16 protein-coding genes are annotated in these 15237 nt (G+C 74.3%); 10 read left to right on the top strand and 6 right to left on the bottom strand.

Features of this window, described 5'->3' with window-relative positions:
- Nucleotides 1-72: 72 nt before the first annotated feature.
- Entirely contained in the window at nt 73-891 is an 819-nt protein-coding gene (locus ACFRQN_RS35120; protein WP_380744527.1) for an NAD(P)-dependent oxidoreductase, read from the bottom strand.
- 65 nt (nt 892-956) lie between these two features.
- On the opposite strand from ACFRQN_RS35120, the gene ACFRQN_RS35115 reads away from it, so the two are divergent.
- Nucleotides 957-1844 (top strand): LysR family transcriptional regulator, encoded by an 888-nt coding sequence (locus ACFRQN_RS35115; RefSeq protein ID WP_380744525.1) that lies wholly within the window; start codon nt 957-959, stop codon nt 1842-1844.
- Nucleotides 1845-2018: 174 nt separating this feature from the next.
- Here the strand turns inward: ACFRQN_RS35115 and ACFRQN_RS35110 are convergent, their stop codons facing one another.
- Both ACFRQN_RS35110 and ACFRQN_RS35105 read right to left on the bottom strand, forming a co-directional pair.
- Entirely contained in the window at nt 2019-2597 is a 579-nt protein-coding gene (locus ACFRQN_RS35110) for a DUF6368 family protein (RefSeq protein WP_380744522.1), read from the bottom strand.
- A 92-nt stretch (nt 2598-2689) separates the two neighbouring features.
- Nucleotides 2690-2851: a hypothetical protein gene (locus ACFRQN_RS35105; RefSeq protein ID WP_380744520.1), complete on the bottom strand. Its 162-nt coding sequence runs from the start codon at nt 2849-2851 to the stop codon at nt 2690-2692.
- Between the two features lie 90 nt (nt 2852-2941).
- Here ACFRQN_RS35105 and ACFRQN_RS35100 point away from each other — a divergent pair, with 90 nt between their 5' ends.
- Nucleotides 2942-4114 (top strand): helix-turn-helix domain-containing protein, encoded by a 1173-nt coding sequence (locus ACFRQN_RS35100; RefSeq protein ID WP_380744518.1) that lies wholly within the window; start codon nt 2942-2944, stop codon nt 4112-4114.
- Nucleotides 4115-4124: 10 nt separating this feature from the next.
- On the opposite strand, the gene ACFRQN_RS35095 is transcribed toward ACFRQN_RS35100, so the two are convergent.
- Complete coding sequence (locus ACFRQN_RS35095; RefSeq protein WP_380744516.1) at nt 4125-5633, bottom strand: alpha/beta hydrolase; 1509 nt, start codon at nt 5631-5633, stop codon at nt 4125-4127.
- 125 nt (nt 5634-5758) lie between these two features.
- Here ACFRQN_RS35095 and ACFRQN_RS35090 point away from each other — a divergent pair, with 125 nt between their 5' ends.
- Both ACFRQN_RS35090 and ACFRQN_RS35085 read left to right on the top strand, forming a co-directional pair.
- The gene (locus ACFRQN_RS35090; protein WP_380744514.1) at nt 5759-6223 is read left to right on the top strand and encodes a MarR family transcriptional regulator; all 465 of its coding nucleotides are present in this window, start codon (nt 5759-5761) and stop codon (nt 6221-6223) included.
- 127 nt (nt 6224-6350) lie between these two features.
- Complete coding sequence (locus ACFRQN_RS35085) at nt 6351-6869, top strand: cupin domain-containing protein (protein ID WP_380744512.1); 519 nt, start codon at nt 6351-6353, stop codon at nt 6867-6869.
- 278 nt (nt 6870-7147) lie between these two features.
- Here ACFRQN_RS35085 and ACFRQN_RS35080 read toward each other — a convergent pair whose 3' ends face one another.
- Entirely contained in the window at nt 7148-7912 is a 765-nt protein-coding gene (locus ACFRQN_RS35080; protein ID WP_380744510.1) for a hypothetical protein, read from the bottom strand.
- A gap of 206 nt (nt 7913-8118) precedes the next feature.
- Nucleotides 8119-9717, bottom strand: a complete 1599-nt coding sequence (locus ACFRQN_RS35075) for an alpha/beta fold hydrolase (RefSeq protein WP_380744508.1) — start codon at nt 9715-9717, stop codon at nt 8119-8121.
- Nucleotides 9718-10044: 327 nt separating this feature from the next.
- On the opposite strand from ACFRQN_RS35075, the gene ACFRQN_RS35070 reads away from it, so the two are divergent.
- From ACFRQN_RS35070 to ACFRQN_RS35045, 6 genes are all read left to right on the top strand, one after another.
- A complete protein-coding gene (locus ACFRQN_RS35070) occupies nt 10045-10944 on the top strand; it encodes a DUF1963 domain-containing protein (RefSeq protein ID WP_380744506.1) in 900 nt (299 codons plus the stop codon).
- Between the two features lie 132 nt (nt 10945-11076).
- A complete protein-coding gene (locus tag ACFRQN_RS35065; protein ID WP_380744504.1) occupies nt 11077-12102 on the top strand; it encodes a questin oxidase family protein in 1026 nt (341 codons plus the stop codon).
- A 287-nt stretch (nt 12103-12389) separates the two neighbouring features.
- A complete protein-coding gene (locus tag ACFRQN_RS35060; protein WP_049657972.1) occupies nt 12390-12617 on the top strand; it encodes a holin in 228 nt (75 codons plus the stop codon).
- Between the two features lie 567 nt (nt 12618-13184).
- The gene (locus ACFRQN_RS35055; RefSeq protein WP_380744501.1) at nt 13185-13580 is read left to right on the top strand and encodes a hypothetical protein; all 396 of its coding nucleotides are present in this window, start codon (nt 13185-13187) and stop codon (nt 13578-13580) included.
- Nucleotides 13581-14113: 533 nt separating this feature from the next.
- A complete protein-coding gene (locus ACFRQN_RS35050) occupies nt 14114-14398 on the top strand; it encodes a hypothetical protein (RefSeq protein ID WP_380744499.1) in 285 nt (94 codons plus the stop codon).
- 19 nt (nt 14399-14417) lie between these two features.
- Nucleotides 14418-15203 carry a helix-turn-helix transcriptional regulator gene (locus tag ACFRQN_RS35045; RefSeq protein WP_049657953.1) on the top strand — a complete coding sequence of 262 codons (786 nt, stop codon included), beginning with the start codon at nt 14418-14420 and terminating at the stop codon, nt 15201-15203.
- Nucleotides 15204-15237 lie beyond the last annotated feature (34 nt).

Here is a 15237-nt window from a genome sequence, read left to right as displayed (position 1 = left end):
GGCTCCGGCCACCGCCGCACGTCGCCGCGCACCCGGGCGGCGGTCGATGCCCGGCCGCCGTCCGCCCTCGCCCTACCGGCCGCGCCGCAGCGCCCCTGGCACCGCCGACAGGTCCTGCTCGGCGATCTCCGGGTGCGCCAGCAGCACTTCGCGGGCCGCCGCCAGCACCGGGCCGCCGCCCGCCAGGGCGAGGTCCTTGGCAGCCAGGCGGACCGGGAAGTCCGACCCCGTGCCGAACGCCCGGGCCGCCACCCCTGCGAGCGGCCCGGCCGACAGCACCTCCCGCGCCTGCTCCTGCGGAACGCCCAACTCATCGGCCACCGCCAGGACTTCGCCCAGGACGGTGACGGAGGCGACGATCGCGCCGATCACCACCACCTTCAGCGCCGCGCCCGCGCCCGGGCCGCCGCAGCGCCGTACCCGGCCCAGGTGCTCCAGGACCGGCTGGGCGCGGTCCAGGTCGACGTCCTCGCCGCCCGCGAAGACCGTCAGGTCGCCGGTGGCCGCCGGGCCCGTGCTGCCCATCACCGGGGCGTCCACCAGGGCGACGCCGTCCGGCAGTCCGGCGCGCAGGGCGGCGGTGGCGCGCGGGCCGATCGAGGACATGTCGATCCACAGGGTGCCCGGGGCGAGGTCGGCCGTGAACCGTCCGGCCAGCTCGGCGACGGCCGCCGGGTCGGACAGCATGGTGACGACGACGTCCGCGCCGCGCACGGCCTCCGCCGGGGTGGCGGCCTCGGTGGCCCTGACGGCCCCGGCGGCCGCCCCGGTGAGGTCACCGGCGCGGCCGGGGGAGCGGTTCCAGACGGTCAACGGGTAACCGGCGGCGGCGAGTCGGCGGGCCATCGGCAGGCCCATCCGGCCCAGTCCCAGAAAAGCGATCTTCTCCATGGCCGCCACGCTAGGCAGCCGCAAGCCAGGCGACAAGCGAATGTCCCGCATGGTAGTCATGCGGAATGGACATGGCTTGGCTGGACGTCTTCCGCACCGTCGCCCGCCTGGGCTCCTTCACCGCCGCCGGCGAGCGGCTGGGCTTCACCCAGTCCGCGATCTCCCGCCAGATCGCCACCCTGGAAGCCGAGTTGGGCACACCGCTGTTCGACCGGCTGGCACGCGGGGTGCGGCTCACCGAGCACGGCCGGGCGCTGCTGCCGCACGCCGAGGCGATGCTGGAACGGCTCGACAGCACCCGGCGTGACCTGGTCGCCCTCACCGAACTCACCGCCGGACGCCTGCGGGTCGGCGCCTTCGACAGCGCCAACGCCGCCCTCGTCCCCGCCGCCCTCGCCGCCTTCCGTGCCGCGCACCCGGACGTGGCGATCAGCCTCACCGAGGGACTGGCGGCGCACCTGCTGGACCTGCTCGCCGAGGGCGCGATCGACCTCGCCCTGGTCGCCTCGTACACCGAACCCGCCGACACCGGCGAGCAGTTCGACTTCCGTCCGCTCATGGACGACCCGGTGCTGGTCGCCCTCCCGCGCGGCCACCGCCTCGCCAGGCGCCGCCGCCTGCGCCTGGCCGAACTCGCCGACGAACCCTGGATCGCCGCCCGCCGCCACGCCGAATCCACCCTCCTCGCCGCCTGCGTCCGCAGCGGCTTCCAGCCCCGCATCGAGTACACCGTCGCCGCCTGGACCGCCAAACTCGGCCTGGTGGCCGCCGGGTTGGGCATCACCCTCATCCCCTCCCTCGCCGCCCGCGTCACCCGCCCCGGCATCGCCCTCATCCCCCTGCACCCCGACGGCACCCCGGTCCGGCAGGTCTACACGGTCACACGGCGCGGCCGGCGGGTGCCCCCGGCAGCCGGGGCCTTCGCGGCCCTCCTGCGCGAGGGCGCCGGTTAGCGGCGCGCGGCGAGGACGGCCGGCCCGGCAACGGCCTGGGCGCGAACAGCGACGTTGCTGCCGGAGTACGGCGGTGCCGGCCGACCGCCACCGTGCCGGCGCGCTGATCGGTCACCGGTGCTGTGGCCGCGGGACGCCACGACCTGGTCCGACGCCCAAGAGGGGCCGGGCCCGCTACTTGACCAGGTGGAAGTCCGGATGCCGAAGCCAGGCGGCCAGGAACTCCACGTCACCGACATGCCGGAACCAGCGGCCGGCGCCGCCCGTGTCGTAGGAGACCTCTGCCACCTTCCCCGGTAGGGATGCCACCAGTGCCTTCGCCCTGGCGAGGTCCGCGTCGCCGCGCGTCCCATCACGCGGAGTGGGACAGCCGAGGACGCCGTCGAAGTCGACCAGCGCGCCGAAACGGCGGGCCATGGCGAGGGCGAGGTGGCCGAGCAGCAGATGGTTCTCCGGCCCGGAGCAGTCGGCGCACAGGACCAGCCCCTGCACCGGGGGCGTCAGGAAGGCCGAGTAGTCCTCGTCGTCCGTCGGCAGGTACTCGTCCTCCGACAGGACGAAGCCGCCGACGCCGACCGGATCAAAGTCCCGCAGCCCCAAGGGCGAAGCCTCCCGTACCCGGAAGGCCAGATCGCCACCGGCCTCGGTCCTGACCGGCTCGCAGAAGGTCTCCAACCACGGGACCACTCCGGCCAGGACGTCCCCGAAGGAGCAAGGTTCGAAGAGCCACAGCCCGACTGCCGGTCCCGACACGATGCCTCCAGACGCGCGTGGTCCGGTGCCACGGGCAGCCCCGGTTCTACCAGCTCCTGGAGGCACATGCGTGATCGTTGACGCGACACGTCCTAACGGCGCGCGGCGAGGACGGCGGTCAGGATGCTGACCGCCGGGCCGCCGAGGAGCAGCACGGCCGGGTGGCGGGGCCGGGACTGCAGGGTCAGGCGGAAGCCGCCCACGCGGAACTCCAGGAACGGGCGAGGGGGACGGGAACGCTGCTGTCGGGGCATGGGGATCTCCGTGGACGGGACGACTCTCGGTACAGCGCCCATCACAATGGTCTGCACGGTGGTTGCGTCAGGTCGCAACCGGAACTTGCGGTGGGAGAGCGCAACTTGCCGACGGTGCAACATGGAGACGGACACGGGGTGCCCGTGCGGAGGGGGCTGGCCCCGCTCGACGAACGGCTGTCGCAGCCGCAGCGGCGCTGTGCGGAGTGCCTGCGCGAGCTGAGGGAGCGGACCGGCCTCACCTCGGAGGAACTGGCCGAACGGCTGGGTGTCGACAGGACCCGGCTGTCGAAGTTCCTCAACGGCCGGGAGGTGCCCCGCCTGGAGATCGCCACTCGGCTGCACCGCCTGGCGGCCGAGTGCGCGGGTACGGAGGTCTCGCAGGCCGAGGCGGCGGAGATCCGGGCGCTGATGTACGCGGCGGTGCGCGTGCGCAATCCGCTGCAGGCCCGTGAGTTCGAACTCGCCGCCGCCCGCGAGGAGCTCGACCACCACCGAGCCGAGGCGATCCAGGAGCTGGCCGACCTCCAGCAGGAACTCCACGACGAGCGTAAACGGCGCCAGGACGCGGAGGACGCGCTGGAGGAACTGACCTTCGGTAGTCGCGAGGAGATCCGTGTACTGACCGATGAACGGGATGCCGCACTCGATCGCATCGTGCAGTTGGAGGACCAGATCCGGCAGGCGGGGGCCATGCTCAGGCTGCGTGAGAGGGACGCCGAGACCCTCGACCAGATCACCCGCGCCACGGATGCCGAACTGGCCCTGTGGGAGAGTAGCGGCACGGGGGATCTGGCGGGCATCTGCGCCACGGTCGTTTACCTGCGTGATGCTGACGAAGACGACGCCGCCGACCGCCTCATCGAGCAAATCGTTCTCGGCTATCCCGTTCGGCACGTCGTTAGCCTTGCCCATGAGCTCAACTCCATGTCTCGCTTCCGTGAGAGTGTCATGGTTGAACATGGACTTGTCCGTCTGCGGAGGCCCATTGACCTCTTCCGCTGGCTCTCTGGAGAGGACAGGAAGAGCGAAGCACGTTCGAACCTCATCACAACACTGGCCAATGTTGCGCCTGTTGGGAATCTCGTCCGGTTCCATAAGGCGTGTGTGGATCACGGCAATACGGACCTGGATTTCGATCTGCAAAAGGCCATGATGGAGAGGTCGCGAGAGCTTCTGACGAGCAAGGATGACTACTGGACGGAGGATCTCCAGAACCAGCTGGAGGCCATGCGGGCGGCGCTGGCTGAACGCCGCCCGTAGCCGCTTTCGCTCAGCAGACGGTGTCCGAGGCCGGCAGCGCCCCCGTCGACAGGTAGGCGTCCACCGCCGCGTTCGCGCACGGGCTGTAGCCGTTGAGGGTGAGGGTGTGGACGCGGCCGGGGACGGTGACCAGGCGGGAGCCGGGCAGGCGGGTGTGGAGGGCGAGGGCGCCCTGGTAGGGGGCGTGGGTGTCGCCGGTGGCGTGGAGTTGGAGGGCGGGGACGGCGTTGCGGACCTCGACCGGCGGCTCCAGCGGGGCGCCGCGCCAGGAGGCGCACGGGACGGGGCCGTTGTAGACCGGGCCGAAGACCGGCTCGGTGGCGCGGGAGTGTTCGACGGCGTCGCGGTACCACGCGGCCGAGCGGGGCATCGCCACGTCGTCGCACACGATGGCGACCGTGGACGACAGGCCGGCGCCGGCCTCCGGGCCCGGGGCGAGGAGCATGGTCAGCAGCTGGTGCAGGGCCGGGCCCGCCTGTACCGGCCGACCGTCGGCGGCGTCCAGCAACTGGCGCAGCGCGTCCGCGTATTCGGCGCTGTCGCGGTCGTCGCTCTGGAAGACCGCGAGCAGGACCGGCAGCAGGGCGCCGTCGAGCCGGTAGCCGTCGACGGCGATCGGCGCCGCCTCGGCCCGCCGGACCAGGCCCTCGACGGTGGACCGCACCGCCGCCGGGGTGGCGCCCAGGTGGTGGGCGGCGTCGCGCGGCGCGGCCCAGGCGGCGAAGTCGTCCAGGGCGCGCTCGTTGGCGCCGCCCATGTCCTGGAACGCCCCGATGCCGTACCGGGCCGGGTCGAGGGCGCTGTCCAGCACCAGCCGGTCGACGCGCCGGGGGAACAGTTGCGCGTACACCGCGCCCAGCATCGCGCCGTAGGACTGCCCGAAGAAGGAGGTCCGCTGCTCGCCCAGCGCAGCGCGCAGCACGTCGACGTCCCGGGCGGTGTTGCGGGTGGTCAGGTGGGGCAGCAGGTCCGGGTACTTGCTCCAGCAGGCGTCCGCGTCGGCCTTGGCCAGGCGCCAGGCCTGCTCGAAGCCGGCCTGGCCGGTGCCGGTCGAGCGCAGCCAGGTGCCGCGGGTGAGGCCGCAGTCCGGGCCGCCGGCGCCGACCCCGCGCGGGTCCATGCCGACGAGGTCGTAGGCCGCCGCCGTCCCGGGCGCCAGCTGCTCCCGCAGCGCGGCCGGCATGTCCAGCCCGCGCTCGCCGGGCCCGCCGGGGTTGGTCTGGAGTATCCCGCGGCGCTTGGCGGGGTCGGTGGAGCGGATCCGGGAGACGGCCAGGGAGAGGGTGCGGCCCCGCGGCTCGCGGTAGTCCAGTGGGACGGTCAGGGCCGCGCACTCGGCGCCGGCGGCGGCCAACTGCGGTTCCTGGCAGGCGGACCAGGCGAGCGGCTGGCGGTGGAAGCGCTCCAGCGGGTCGGCGGTGGGGGAGGCCGAGGACGCGGGGGAGGCGGGGGCGGCCGCGCCGAGTACGGCGGCCGCGGACAGGGCGAGGGCGGCGGCGAGCGCCGGTGCGGTCTTCATGTGGGCCACCCTAGAAGGGAGTTGACCAGCGCAGGCCCCCGGGTCCCGGAACTGCCTTGACCTCAAGGCGGCTTGAGGTCCTACGGTCGGTCGTGTCCTGACGACCAGGTGAAGGAGCACCGGGCATGACGATCAAGACCTACGAACCGCAGACCATCGCCGCCCAGCCCATCGGGGCGTGGACCGGCGAGCTCTTCCGCCGCCTGGTGGTGGACGGCCTGCGCGTGCAGCTCGCGGTGGAAGGCCTCACCCAGCCGCACTGGTGGACGCTCAACCACGCCGCCGGCCGGCCCGGCGGGTGGACCCGCACGACCCTGGCCGAGCGGCTCGCCCCGTACGACGACCAGGGCACCGCCTTCGACGCCGTCTTCGACGACCTGATCGCCCGCGGCTGGCTGACCGAGGACGCCGACGGGGCGTTCACCCTGACCGAGGAGGGCGAGGCCGGCCGCCTGCGCGCCCGCGAGCGCAACCTGGCGGTCAGCGAACGCGCCCACGAGGGCATCGGCACCGAGGAGTTCGTGACCACGATCAACGTGCTGCGCCGGATGGTGGCGAAGCTGGGCGGCAACGGGAACCTCCCCGACTGACGGCACCCGGGCGGCACGGGGGAGGCCGAGGACGCGGGGGAGACGGGTCGGCGGGAGGAAATTGACCCATGGAAACGGTCGCTGATTGCCACCTGATCGTGGGTCTTTCCGGCCATAGGTTGGTCACATGACGACGACGAAGAACACCGCCCCCGCCACCGCCGCCGCCCCCGTGCTGACTCGCTGCGCCGAGGCCGAGATCTGCGCCGACCCGAGCTCCACCATGACGCTGCTCGCCGACTCGGCCCCGGGCGAGGGCGGCTTCACCGTCTACCGCTCCACCTTCGCCGTCGGCGCCCCCGGGGCGCCGGCGCACTTCCACACCCGGGCGTGGGAGCTGTTCTTCGTGATCGGCGGCTCGCTGCGGGTGCTGGTCGGCGAGGAGGTCACCGTGCTGGGCGCGGGCGACTTCCTGGCCGTGCCCCCGCACACCCCGCACGCCTTCGCCGCCGCCCCGGGCTCCGAGGCCGACGTGCTGTGCGTGTTCGCGCCCGGCATGGACCGCTTCGACTACCTGCGCCTGCTGGGCAGCGTCATGCGCGGCGAGACCGCGCCGGGGGCGATCGCGGCCTCGTCCGAGCGCTTCGACAACCACTACGTCGACAGCCCCGCCTGGCGCGCGGCCCTGGCGGGCGACGGCGCCTGAGACCCGCGGGGCGGCTCGACGGGCCGGGGCGCTCGACGGGCCGGGGCCGCCCGGGTGTGGAACGGTGGAAGACCGGAAGTGTCCGGCTGCGAGAGGAGTGGCCATGTCGTCGAAGCGCCGCCGCAAGAAGAAGGCCAGGGCCAAGCACGGGGCCAACCACGGCCGCCGCCCCCAGTGCTGAAACGCGGCTGAACGGGTGAGCCGGTGAGCGGGTGAGGGTGCCCGGACGGGCCCGGAGAGGCCGTCCGGGCGCCCCGGCCCCACCGGGCACCCCCCGCTCAGAGCCGCCCGCGCCCCGCGAAGCCGCCGCGCGCCACCTTGTGGTACTGGCAGTAGTCGACCCAGTCCGCGCCGAAGGCCAGCTCCAGGACCACGCCCCGCCCGTCCGCACGGGCCTCGTCCAGCAGCCGTGCCGCGTCCGCGTCCGGCGGGGTCTGCTCCAGCACGAAGAGCCGGTTGGGGTACGGGCCCGCCGGGATCGGGTCCCGGGGCGGGATGCCGGGCCGGTCCCAGGTCAGCTTCGCACCGGGGCTGGACAGGCAAGGGGGGTCCATCCGCCAGCCGTTGGCGTCGACGCCGCCGTCGCGGTACCAGCGCAGCGCGTGCTCCAGGCTCCCGTGCGGGTCCGGCCCCTGCCCGTTGGCCTGCCACTCGGCCACGTTCGCCGCCTCGATCCGCCGCAGGACGTCGAGGACGTCCTCCCGGACGACGAAGTAGGCGCGGGCGTGGATCCGGCAGACCAGCAGGGTGTCCCGGGGGTGGTCCAGGCCGTAGGAGGACGGGCGGGTGGACTGGTCCAGTACCTGGGTCAGCAGGTGCTCGACCCCCTCCACCGCTCCCAGCGCCTCGACCAGCCCCCGGATCCGCTCCCGCTCCGCCGCCCGGGCCGCCCGCGCCGTCGGTGAACCGATCAGCCTGAGCTTGCGCCGCTCGGTCGGCCAGTGGTGCGCCCGCAGCGACTGCACGCCGTTGAGGAGCGGGTTCACCAGCATGACGACGAGGTACACCAGGCTCGTCGCCACGTCCTTGAGCAGCTTCTTCACCGGCAGGGATCCTCTCGGGTCGCGCGCGTCCGCGCCCACACCCTGGCCCGCCCGCGCCCCGGCCCGCAATCCGCGCCCGTACTCAACTCCCCAGCGTGCCCGAGCCGTTGCCGAGCGCGAGCGCGAGCACGAGCACGAGCACGAACGCGAACGCACGCCGTCCGCCGCCGCCCGGACCGCATTCGGACGGCGGCGGGACGCTGCCGCTACTTGGTGCAGGTCACGTCGGCCTCCGGCAGGCGCCCGCCCGCCAGGTAGGCGTTGACCGCGTCGTCCACGCACGCGTTGCCGTACGTCCCGTACAGCCCGTGCTGGTCGGCGCCCCGCAGGGTCAGCAGCCGGGAGCTGGGCAGCAGCCCGTGCAGGGCGACGCCGTCCCGGTAGGGGGCGCGCGGGTCGCCGGTGGCGGAGAGGATCAGCGCCCGGGCGTCGCGGCGCACCTCGGTGGGCGCCTCGCGCGGGGCGTCCAGGAAGGCGCACGGGGAGATGTTGTCGAGCAGCGGGCCGGACAGCGGGTAGCGGGCGCGGTCGCGCTCGATCCGGCGCCAGTACTCCTCGGGATCGCGCGGCGCCGTACCGTCCGCGCACAGGATGGCCTGGGAGACGCTGCCGGCCTGCGAGCCCTGCGGGGTGAACAGGAAGCGCAGCAGGGCGGTGGTCTCGGCCGAGGGGGTGACCGGCCGGCCCGCCGCGGCCTCGGCGAGCACCGCCATCAGCTCGGCGAGGCCCGCCCGTTCCGCGTCGGAGTCGCCCTGGAGGTTCCCGAACACCAGCAGCGGCACCCGGGTGTCGTCGAGTTCGAAGGCGTCCGCGCCGGTGCCGAGGACGAGCGGGCGCGCCGAGGCCGTCCCGACCGTCCGCAGCACCCCGGCGACCACCTCCTCGCGGGTGCGGCCCAGCCCGTAGGTGTCGTTGCGCCGCGCCGCCCAGTCCGCCCAGTCGGCGAACGCCCGCTCGTTCGCCCGCACCATGTTGGGGAGCAGCTCCGGCCCGACGTGGTCCGGGGCCAGCGCGCCGTCCAGGACCACCCGGTCGAAGCGGCCGGGGAACATCTGGGAGTACACCGTGCCCAGGTAGGTGCCGTAGGAGAGGCCGAGGTAGGAGATCCGCCGCTCGCCGAGCGCGCCCCGCACCACGTCCATGTCCCGGGCCGCGTCGCGGGTGCTCGCGTGCGGCAGCAGGTCCCCGGCCGCCGAACGGCACCGGGCCGCGAGGTCCCGCTGGAAGGCGACCTGGCGCTCGAAGGAGGCCCGGGTGGTCCCGGCGGAGGTGATGTTGTAGCCGATCGGCCAGTCGCAGTCGAGGGGGGCGCTGCGGCCGGCGAAACGCTGGTCCAGCCCGACGATGTCGAAGCGGGCGGCGGTGTCCTTCAACGCGGCGTGCACCCTCGTCGGCGCGCCGAGCGTCGGACTGCCGGGGCCGCCGTCGTTCAGCAGCAGCGTGCCGATCCGGTGGCGGGTGTCGGTGGCCTTGATCCGGGAGAGCGCGAGGGTGACGGTGCGTCCGCCGGGGTCGCCGTAGTCGAGCGGCACGGTGACCTCCGCGCAGCGGGCGCCGGCCTTCTCGAGGTCGGCGCCCACCTGGTCGTCCGGGCCCTGGACGCAGCTGTGCCAGTCGGGGCGCTGCTGGTAGTAGCGGTCGAGCGCCTGGGCGGTGGCGGCCTGGGCGGGGACGGTCGCGGCGGCCGTGGTCAGGGCGGCGGCGAGGGCGAGGCCGGCCGCGAGGGTGCGGCGGCGGGCGCGCGGCCCGGCGGGGCGTGGTTCGGTGCGGTGCGGTTCGGCGGTGCGGGGGCGTGGTTCGCTCATGACGTCTCCTCGGCGGTGCGGGGCCCGGCGCGGGCCGTGGCGAAGGCAGGGGTCGTGACGACGATCGCGGTACCGGCGGCCGTGTCTACGGAGGACACCTGCACCTGTGCGAGCTGACGGTACGTCAAAAAACGGACGCCGGGGACCGGATGGTCGGTGTCCACGGCATTGACATCCCCGCCCGCCCGGAGTGGAGGTGCTCCCGTCCGGCCCGCCGTCGTCGGGCGGGCCGGACGGCGGGCGAGGCCGCTGTCGGTGGCGTGTCCTACGGTGACGCCGTCGGCGGGTACGCGGTGCCCGCCCGAGCACCGCCCGATGGAGACGACGATGACCCGCACCACCCCGAAGCGCGCCGTGGACCTGGAGCAGCTGTTCCCCGAACTGGTGCCGCTGCGCCGCGACGCCGTACGCCTCCACCCGCGCGCCGGCAGCCCGTCCGCGGCCGAGAGCTCGGTCGGCGGGCCGCCGCTGTGGCCCGCCGACGAGCCGTGGCCGCTGTGCCCGAGCACCAGCCACCCGGGGGAGTGGGGCGGGCCCGCCGCGGAGGGGCCGGTGCCGCTGGTCCCCGTCGTCCAGATCCACCGCCGGGACGTGCCCCAACTCGCCTTCCCCGCCGGGACGGACCTGCTCCAGGTGCTCTGGTGCCCGTTCATCATCGGCCGCTGCCCGACCGCGACGCCCCTGGTGCTCTGGCGGAGCTCCGAGGAGGTCGGCCCGGCCCTCGCCGCCGTGCCGCCGACCGTGGGCACCGCGCCGAAGGACAGCATCCCGGCACCGTGCGTCCTGCACCCCGAGCCGGTGGTCGACTACCCGAGCTGGGACATGCCGGAGGACCTGGGCCCGGAACTGAGCGTGCGGATGGAGGAACTGCGGGCCCGCACCGGCCTGCGGTACGGCTACCACCTGGCCGAGGCGCCGGGGATCAAGCTCGGAGGGTACCCGGGCTGGACCCGGGAGCCCTGCTGGCCGGACTGCCCGACCTGCGGGCGGACGATGGAGCACCTCCTGACGGTGAGCAGCTGGGAGTACGACGGTCAGTCGTACCGCACCTGGCTCCCGCTGGAGGACCGGGACGACGAGACCGGCGAGGAGCGCCGGGACGCCGACGGCGGCCGCGGGGCGCACAGCCCCGCCGGGCTGATGATCGGGGACGCGGGCGGGGTGTACGTCTTCGAGTGCCGGTCCTGCCCGGACCGCCCGGTGGACCACCACTGGGACTGCTCCTGAGGCGCCGCCGCCCGACCGTCCCCCGGCGGGCCTCAGTGCCCGCCGGACCAGACGGGCGGGCCGGAGCCCTTCGCCGGGCCTAGGTCTTCGGCCCGTTACGCCGTCCGTGGCGTCCCGCCTACGGTCCTTGCCGTGGATACGACGGACACGACAGGCATTCTGGACGAGGCGCTCCAACGACTGCACGCCTCCGGTCCCGAGCGGCTCGGACGGCTCACCAACCACGCGCCGATGGCCGTCGAGGCCCTCGCCGCCCACGGACAGGCACGGTCCGTGCACCGCTGGCTCGACCTGTACGCGCGCAAGCTGGAGGACTTCCCGCGGCGCGTCGAGCCGGTCACGGACGCCAACTGGCCTGCGGCGCTCGGCGATCCGAGCCGCGCGGCCGACTGGATCGACCACTTCGAGCGCCAACTCGCCGACCACCCCTGGCGCGAGGTGCTCGCCCGCTGGTGGCCCCGGCTGCTGCCCGGCCTGTACGGCGGCTCGACGCACCCGGTGATCCGGGTGGGGCACGCCGTGCGCACCCTGCTGTCCGGCGGCGAGGCCACCGGGCCCCGGCTGGCCGAACTCGCCCACGGCCTCGGCTACTGGGCCGCCCGCCACCGGCCCGTCGCCGCCCTCGCCACGCTGCCCGGCGTGCTGTCCGGCGCGGCAGCCGCCCTCGACGCGGTGCCGCCCATCGCCCTCCAGGACGGCGGCTTCCCCGCCCGGCTCGACCGCGTCACCGCCCTGCCGGCGTGGGCGGCCGGGGTCACGCGGCCGCAGGAGGCGGCCGACCGCCTCGCGGAACTCGTCCGGGCGGCCACCCACCGCTACGCCGCCTACGGGCACGGCGAGGAGACCATGCTCGTCCACGCCGCCACCGCCCCCAACGCCGTCCTGCGCGCCCTGCCCGCGCTCCCGCCGGACCTGTGGCCGGCCGGCCTGCGGGCGGCCTGGACGGCGTCGGCGGCCGTCACCGCGATGTACGCGCCGACCGAGCCGGCGGCCTGCACCCCGCCGGTCACCCTCACCCCCGAGGAGGTCTTCGAACGGGCGCTGGCGCACGGCGACGAGCACGTGATCAAGCTGGCGGACACCGCCCTCGACGTCGGCGACGCCCCCGCCCTGGCGGCGGCGCTGCGCGCCGTGGAGCTGAGCGCCCCGCTGGGGTGAGGCGGGCGCGGGGCCGGACGCGGAAAGGAAATCGGTACCAGGGCGCGTCGTCGGATCCGGCGGCTTGAACGTGTACACCGGGGCGGCAACTCCCCGATGGCGCATGCCCTCCGACCCTCCGGCCCCGTCGACCCCCTCCGACCCCGACGGCTCCGACGGCCCCGCCCCGGGGCGTCCGGCACCCCACCGCAGTCCCGCAGGACGGCATGCCCTCCGAGGAACGGCGCCGCCACCGGGTGCTCCGCAACCGCGCACCCCACCACCTTCACCGCGAAGGAGTCCTGACCATGCGGAAGCTCATCGTCGACCTGGTCGAGCGCACCGTCGCCACGTACGCCGTGGCGTTCCTCGGCCTGCTGCTGGCCGACAAGTTCGACCTCACATCGATCGGCTCGCTCAAGGCGGCGGCGGTCGCGGCGCTGCCCGCGGCCCTGACCGTGCTCAAGGGCGCGGTGGCCACCCGCATCGGCGACCCGGACTCGGCCGCCCTGCTGGGCCGCAGCAACCGCGAGTAGCCGGCCCGGCATAGCAGGGGGCGGGGAGCCATCCGGCACCCCGCCCCCTGTCGTTGATGTCCGGTCAGCCCTCGGCCGGGAACTCGTCCCCCCGGATCGCGGTGATGAAGGAGCCCCAGGCGGCGGCCGGGAAGAGGAGGGCCGGGCGCGTCGGCGCACACGACCGAGCTCGACGCGCTCCGGACGCCTGCGGGCACCGCCGCCGAGGCGGTGGCCGTGCCCGCGAGGGGCAGCGCGACGGCCGTCACCAGGGCCGCGACGGCGACGGTACGGGTGCGGTGGGGAATGCGGGACATGCGAGTCCTCCTGGGTCGTCTGCCGGCGGCGCCACCTGGCGGCCGCCGAGTCCGTGACCGGACCAGGAACACGCTCGTGGGCTCCCGCAGACAAGCGGCCAACCTCCTGTCGACGAGCGGTCGACGCCGTGGTCGGCGCGGCTGCGGGCGGGGCTTCCCAGCGTGGCCCGCACCTGCCGTGCCGCGCGGTGAAGCGGCCCCTGCGGTGGTGTTACGGTCGCACCGCGCCGACCAGCCGGCCGGGCCGAGGGCAGTGAGGGAGCAGGGCGTCGTGGACGGACACGCGGATCCATACAAGGTGTTCATCGACGTGCTGGCCCACCGCCACGCGGGTGCCCAGCGGCAGGCTCTGACCGGGGAGTCGATCGCCGCCTACACCGAACTGAACCACCTCCTGGGGCGCACCAAGGGAACGCTGGCAAGGACGGTGTGGCTCGACTGCGCCGACGAGCTCGACCGGTGCGTGAGCCTCTACAGAAGCGCCTGGACGCGGTTCGCCTCGGCGGTCGGCAACGACTACCCGAACGGTGCGGACACCGCGCCCTCGCCGGAGCTGGGCCCGGAGACGACCCGGGCGTTCCAGGAGGCCGCGGACGGGCTCCGGGCCGCGCTCGCCGTCCTGCGGAGGGAGGCCCGCCTGCTCGGCTGCGAGAGCTGGGTTCGCTAGGGGCTTCCCTCCGACCCGGGTGGCGGCGGGGAATGCGGGGGATGCGGGGAGGGGCGGTGGCGGGGCCCGTCACAAGTGGAGCCCGCGCCACCGCCGGAGTGCAGAGAGACCGCCTCGGGCCACCGGGGCCGGGCGGTCTCTGCTGTTCGGGCGGGCCCATGCGCCAACACGGCCCGCTGCCGATGTTCCCGAGATGTTGGAGTGAACAGCGCCCCCCGGGTTCCGGACCCGCAGGTCCGGGTGACGCCGCTGTCAATCGTCACACCCGGCCAGGACGGCTTACAAGGGCGCGCTGCACAAAGGCGCATCAAAATCCGGTTTCGATTCGTTGAACTGCAGCTTTCTGGTACGACGTTCGCAAGATTTCAGGTAGGGGCCGGGACTGTCGCGCATCAATCCGCGCGATGTTCGCCGAACCGATTGGGATTCACCCATATGCCTGACAGAGTGTCATCCAACGGGCACCCCGTGCGACGCCAACCGCACAAGTGCCCACCCGTTGGAGTGGACAGTGATATAGGAGGGTTCCCTCGATGACGAGGAAGCGGAACAAGCGCGTCCCCATCCCCTGCGCGGACGGCGTCCCGAGGCCCGCGCGCCGCCCGGCCCTGCCCTGGCCGTTCGTGGCCGGACAGTCGTCCGTGACGGCCGTGACGGCCGTGACCGCCGGCCAGGTGGCCGTGGTGATCGTCGTGGTCGTCCTGACGGTCGCGCTCACCGCCGCCCTGGTGGCGACCGGCATGTCCGCCGGAGTGGCGCTCGAACTGACCACCGGGGGCTGGCTGTTGGCCTCCAGGATGCAAAGGGGACGGGCCTAGGGGAGAGCGCCTGCCTGCGATGGGACGCCGAGAGAACCCGATCGAGACGACCGAGCCGGCGCTGAGCCGACTGGCCGCCTGGCTGCGGGAGCAGCGCGAGCAGGCCGGGTTGACGTACAGTCAGCTCGCCGTTCGGACCAACTACCACGCCACCACCCTGCAACGGGCCGCCAGCGGACGCTCCCTGCCGAGCTGGAAGGTCGTCGAGGCCGTCACCGGCGAATGCGGCGGCGACCTCAAGACGGCCCGGCGCAAGTGGGTCCACGCCAACTACTGGGCCCACGTGCCCCGCCCCTCGGGGAGCCGGCGGCTGCGCGCACCGAGGCGGGTCGACCCCCAACAGGTCGACTCCTTCGCCGACTTGCGCCGGGCGATGCACGAGATGCGCCGCAAGGCCGACTGGCCCTCCCTGCGGGAACTGGACCGCCGGGCCCGCGACCGGGGAGGGCGCCTGCCCTCCAGCACGCTGGCCCTGGTCCTCAAGGGCGAGGCCCCGCTGCGCAAACCCGTCTTCCTCGCCTACATGGAGGTCTGCGGGGTCCGGGAGGCCCGCCGCGCTCTGTGGGCGGCGGCCTGGGACCGGACGAACAACGCCCGCACCCCGTTCCCGGTCAACTCGCGCACGTACCAGAGCGAGTTCACCCGGGCCATGCAGTCCTCCAGCGCCGGGACGTCGACGGACATCCTGTTCCGGCTCTGGATGACCCTGCGCACCAACCTGGCCGCCGACCGCGACGATGGCCCCGGCCACTCCGGCGCGGCGGGCCGCGGAGGCACCGACGACAACCCGCCGGTGCTCGTGTGACCCGGTCCGCGGCCGGGACGCGCCAGCCGCGTCC

This window comes from Kitasatospora sp. NPDC056800, assembly GCF_042789775.1.
Classification (GTDB): domain Bacteria; phylum Actinomycetota; class Actinomycetes; order Streptomycetales; family Streptomycetaceae; genus Kitasatospora.
This window is presented reverse-complemented; position numbering and strand designations above follow the sequence as displayed.

Bases quoted from the DNA above. Each gene is read 5' to 3' on its own strand.
- ACFRQN_RS35120 (WP_380744527.1), bottom strand. From the start codon at position 891: ATGGAGAAGATCGCTTTTCTGGGACTGGGCCGGATGGGCCTGCCGATG.
- ACFRQN_RS35115 (WP_380744525.1), top strand. From the start codon at position 957: ATGGACATGGCTTGGCTGGACGTCTTCCGCACCGTCGCCCGCCTGGGC.
- ACFRQN_RS35105 (WP_380744520.1), bottom strand. From the start codon at position 2,851: ATGCCCCGACAGCAGCGTTCCCGTCCCCCTCGCCCGTTCCTGGAGTTC.
- ACFRQN_RS35095 (WP_380744516.1), bottom strand. From the start codon at position 5,633: ATGAAGACCGCACCGGCGCTCGCCGCCGCCCTCGCCCTGTCCGCGGCC.
- ACFRQN_RS35090 (WP_380744514.1), top strand. From the start codon at position 5,759: ATGACGATCAAGACCTACGAACCGCAGACCATCGCCGCCCAGCCCATC.
- ACFRQN_RS35085 (WP_380744512.1), top strand. From the start codon at position 6,351: ATGACGACGACGAAGAACACCGCCCCCGCCACCGCCGCCGCCCCCGTG.
- ACFRQN_RS35075 (WP_380744508.1), bottom strand. From the start codon at position 9,717: ATGAGCGAACCACGCCCCCGCACCGCCGAACCGCACCGCACCGAACCA.
- ACFRQN_RS35070 (WP_380744506.1), top strand. From the start codon at position 10,045: ATGACCCGCACCACCCCGAAGCGCGCCGTGGACCTGGAGCAGCTGTTC.
- ACFRQN_RS35060 (WP_049657972.1), top strand. From the start codon at position 12,390: ATGCGGAAGCTCATCGTCGACCTGGTCGAGCGCACCGTCGCCACGTAC.
- ACFRQN_RS35050 (WP_380744499.1), top strand. From the start codon at position 14,114: ATGACGAGGAAGCGGAACAAGCGCGTCCCCATCCCCTGCGCGGACGGC.
- ACFRQN_RS35045 (WP_049657953.1), top strand. From the start codon at position 14,418: ATGGGACGCCGAGAGAACCCGATCGAGACGACCGAGCCGGCGCTGAGC.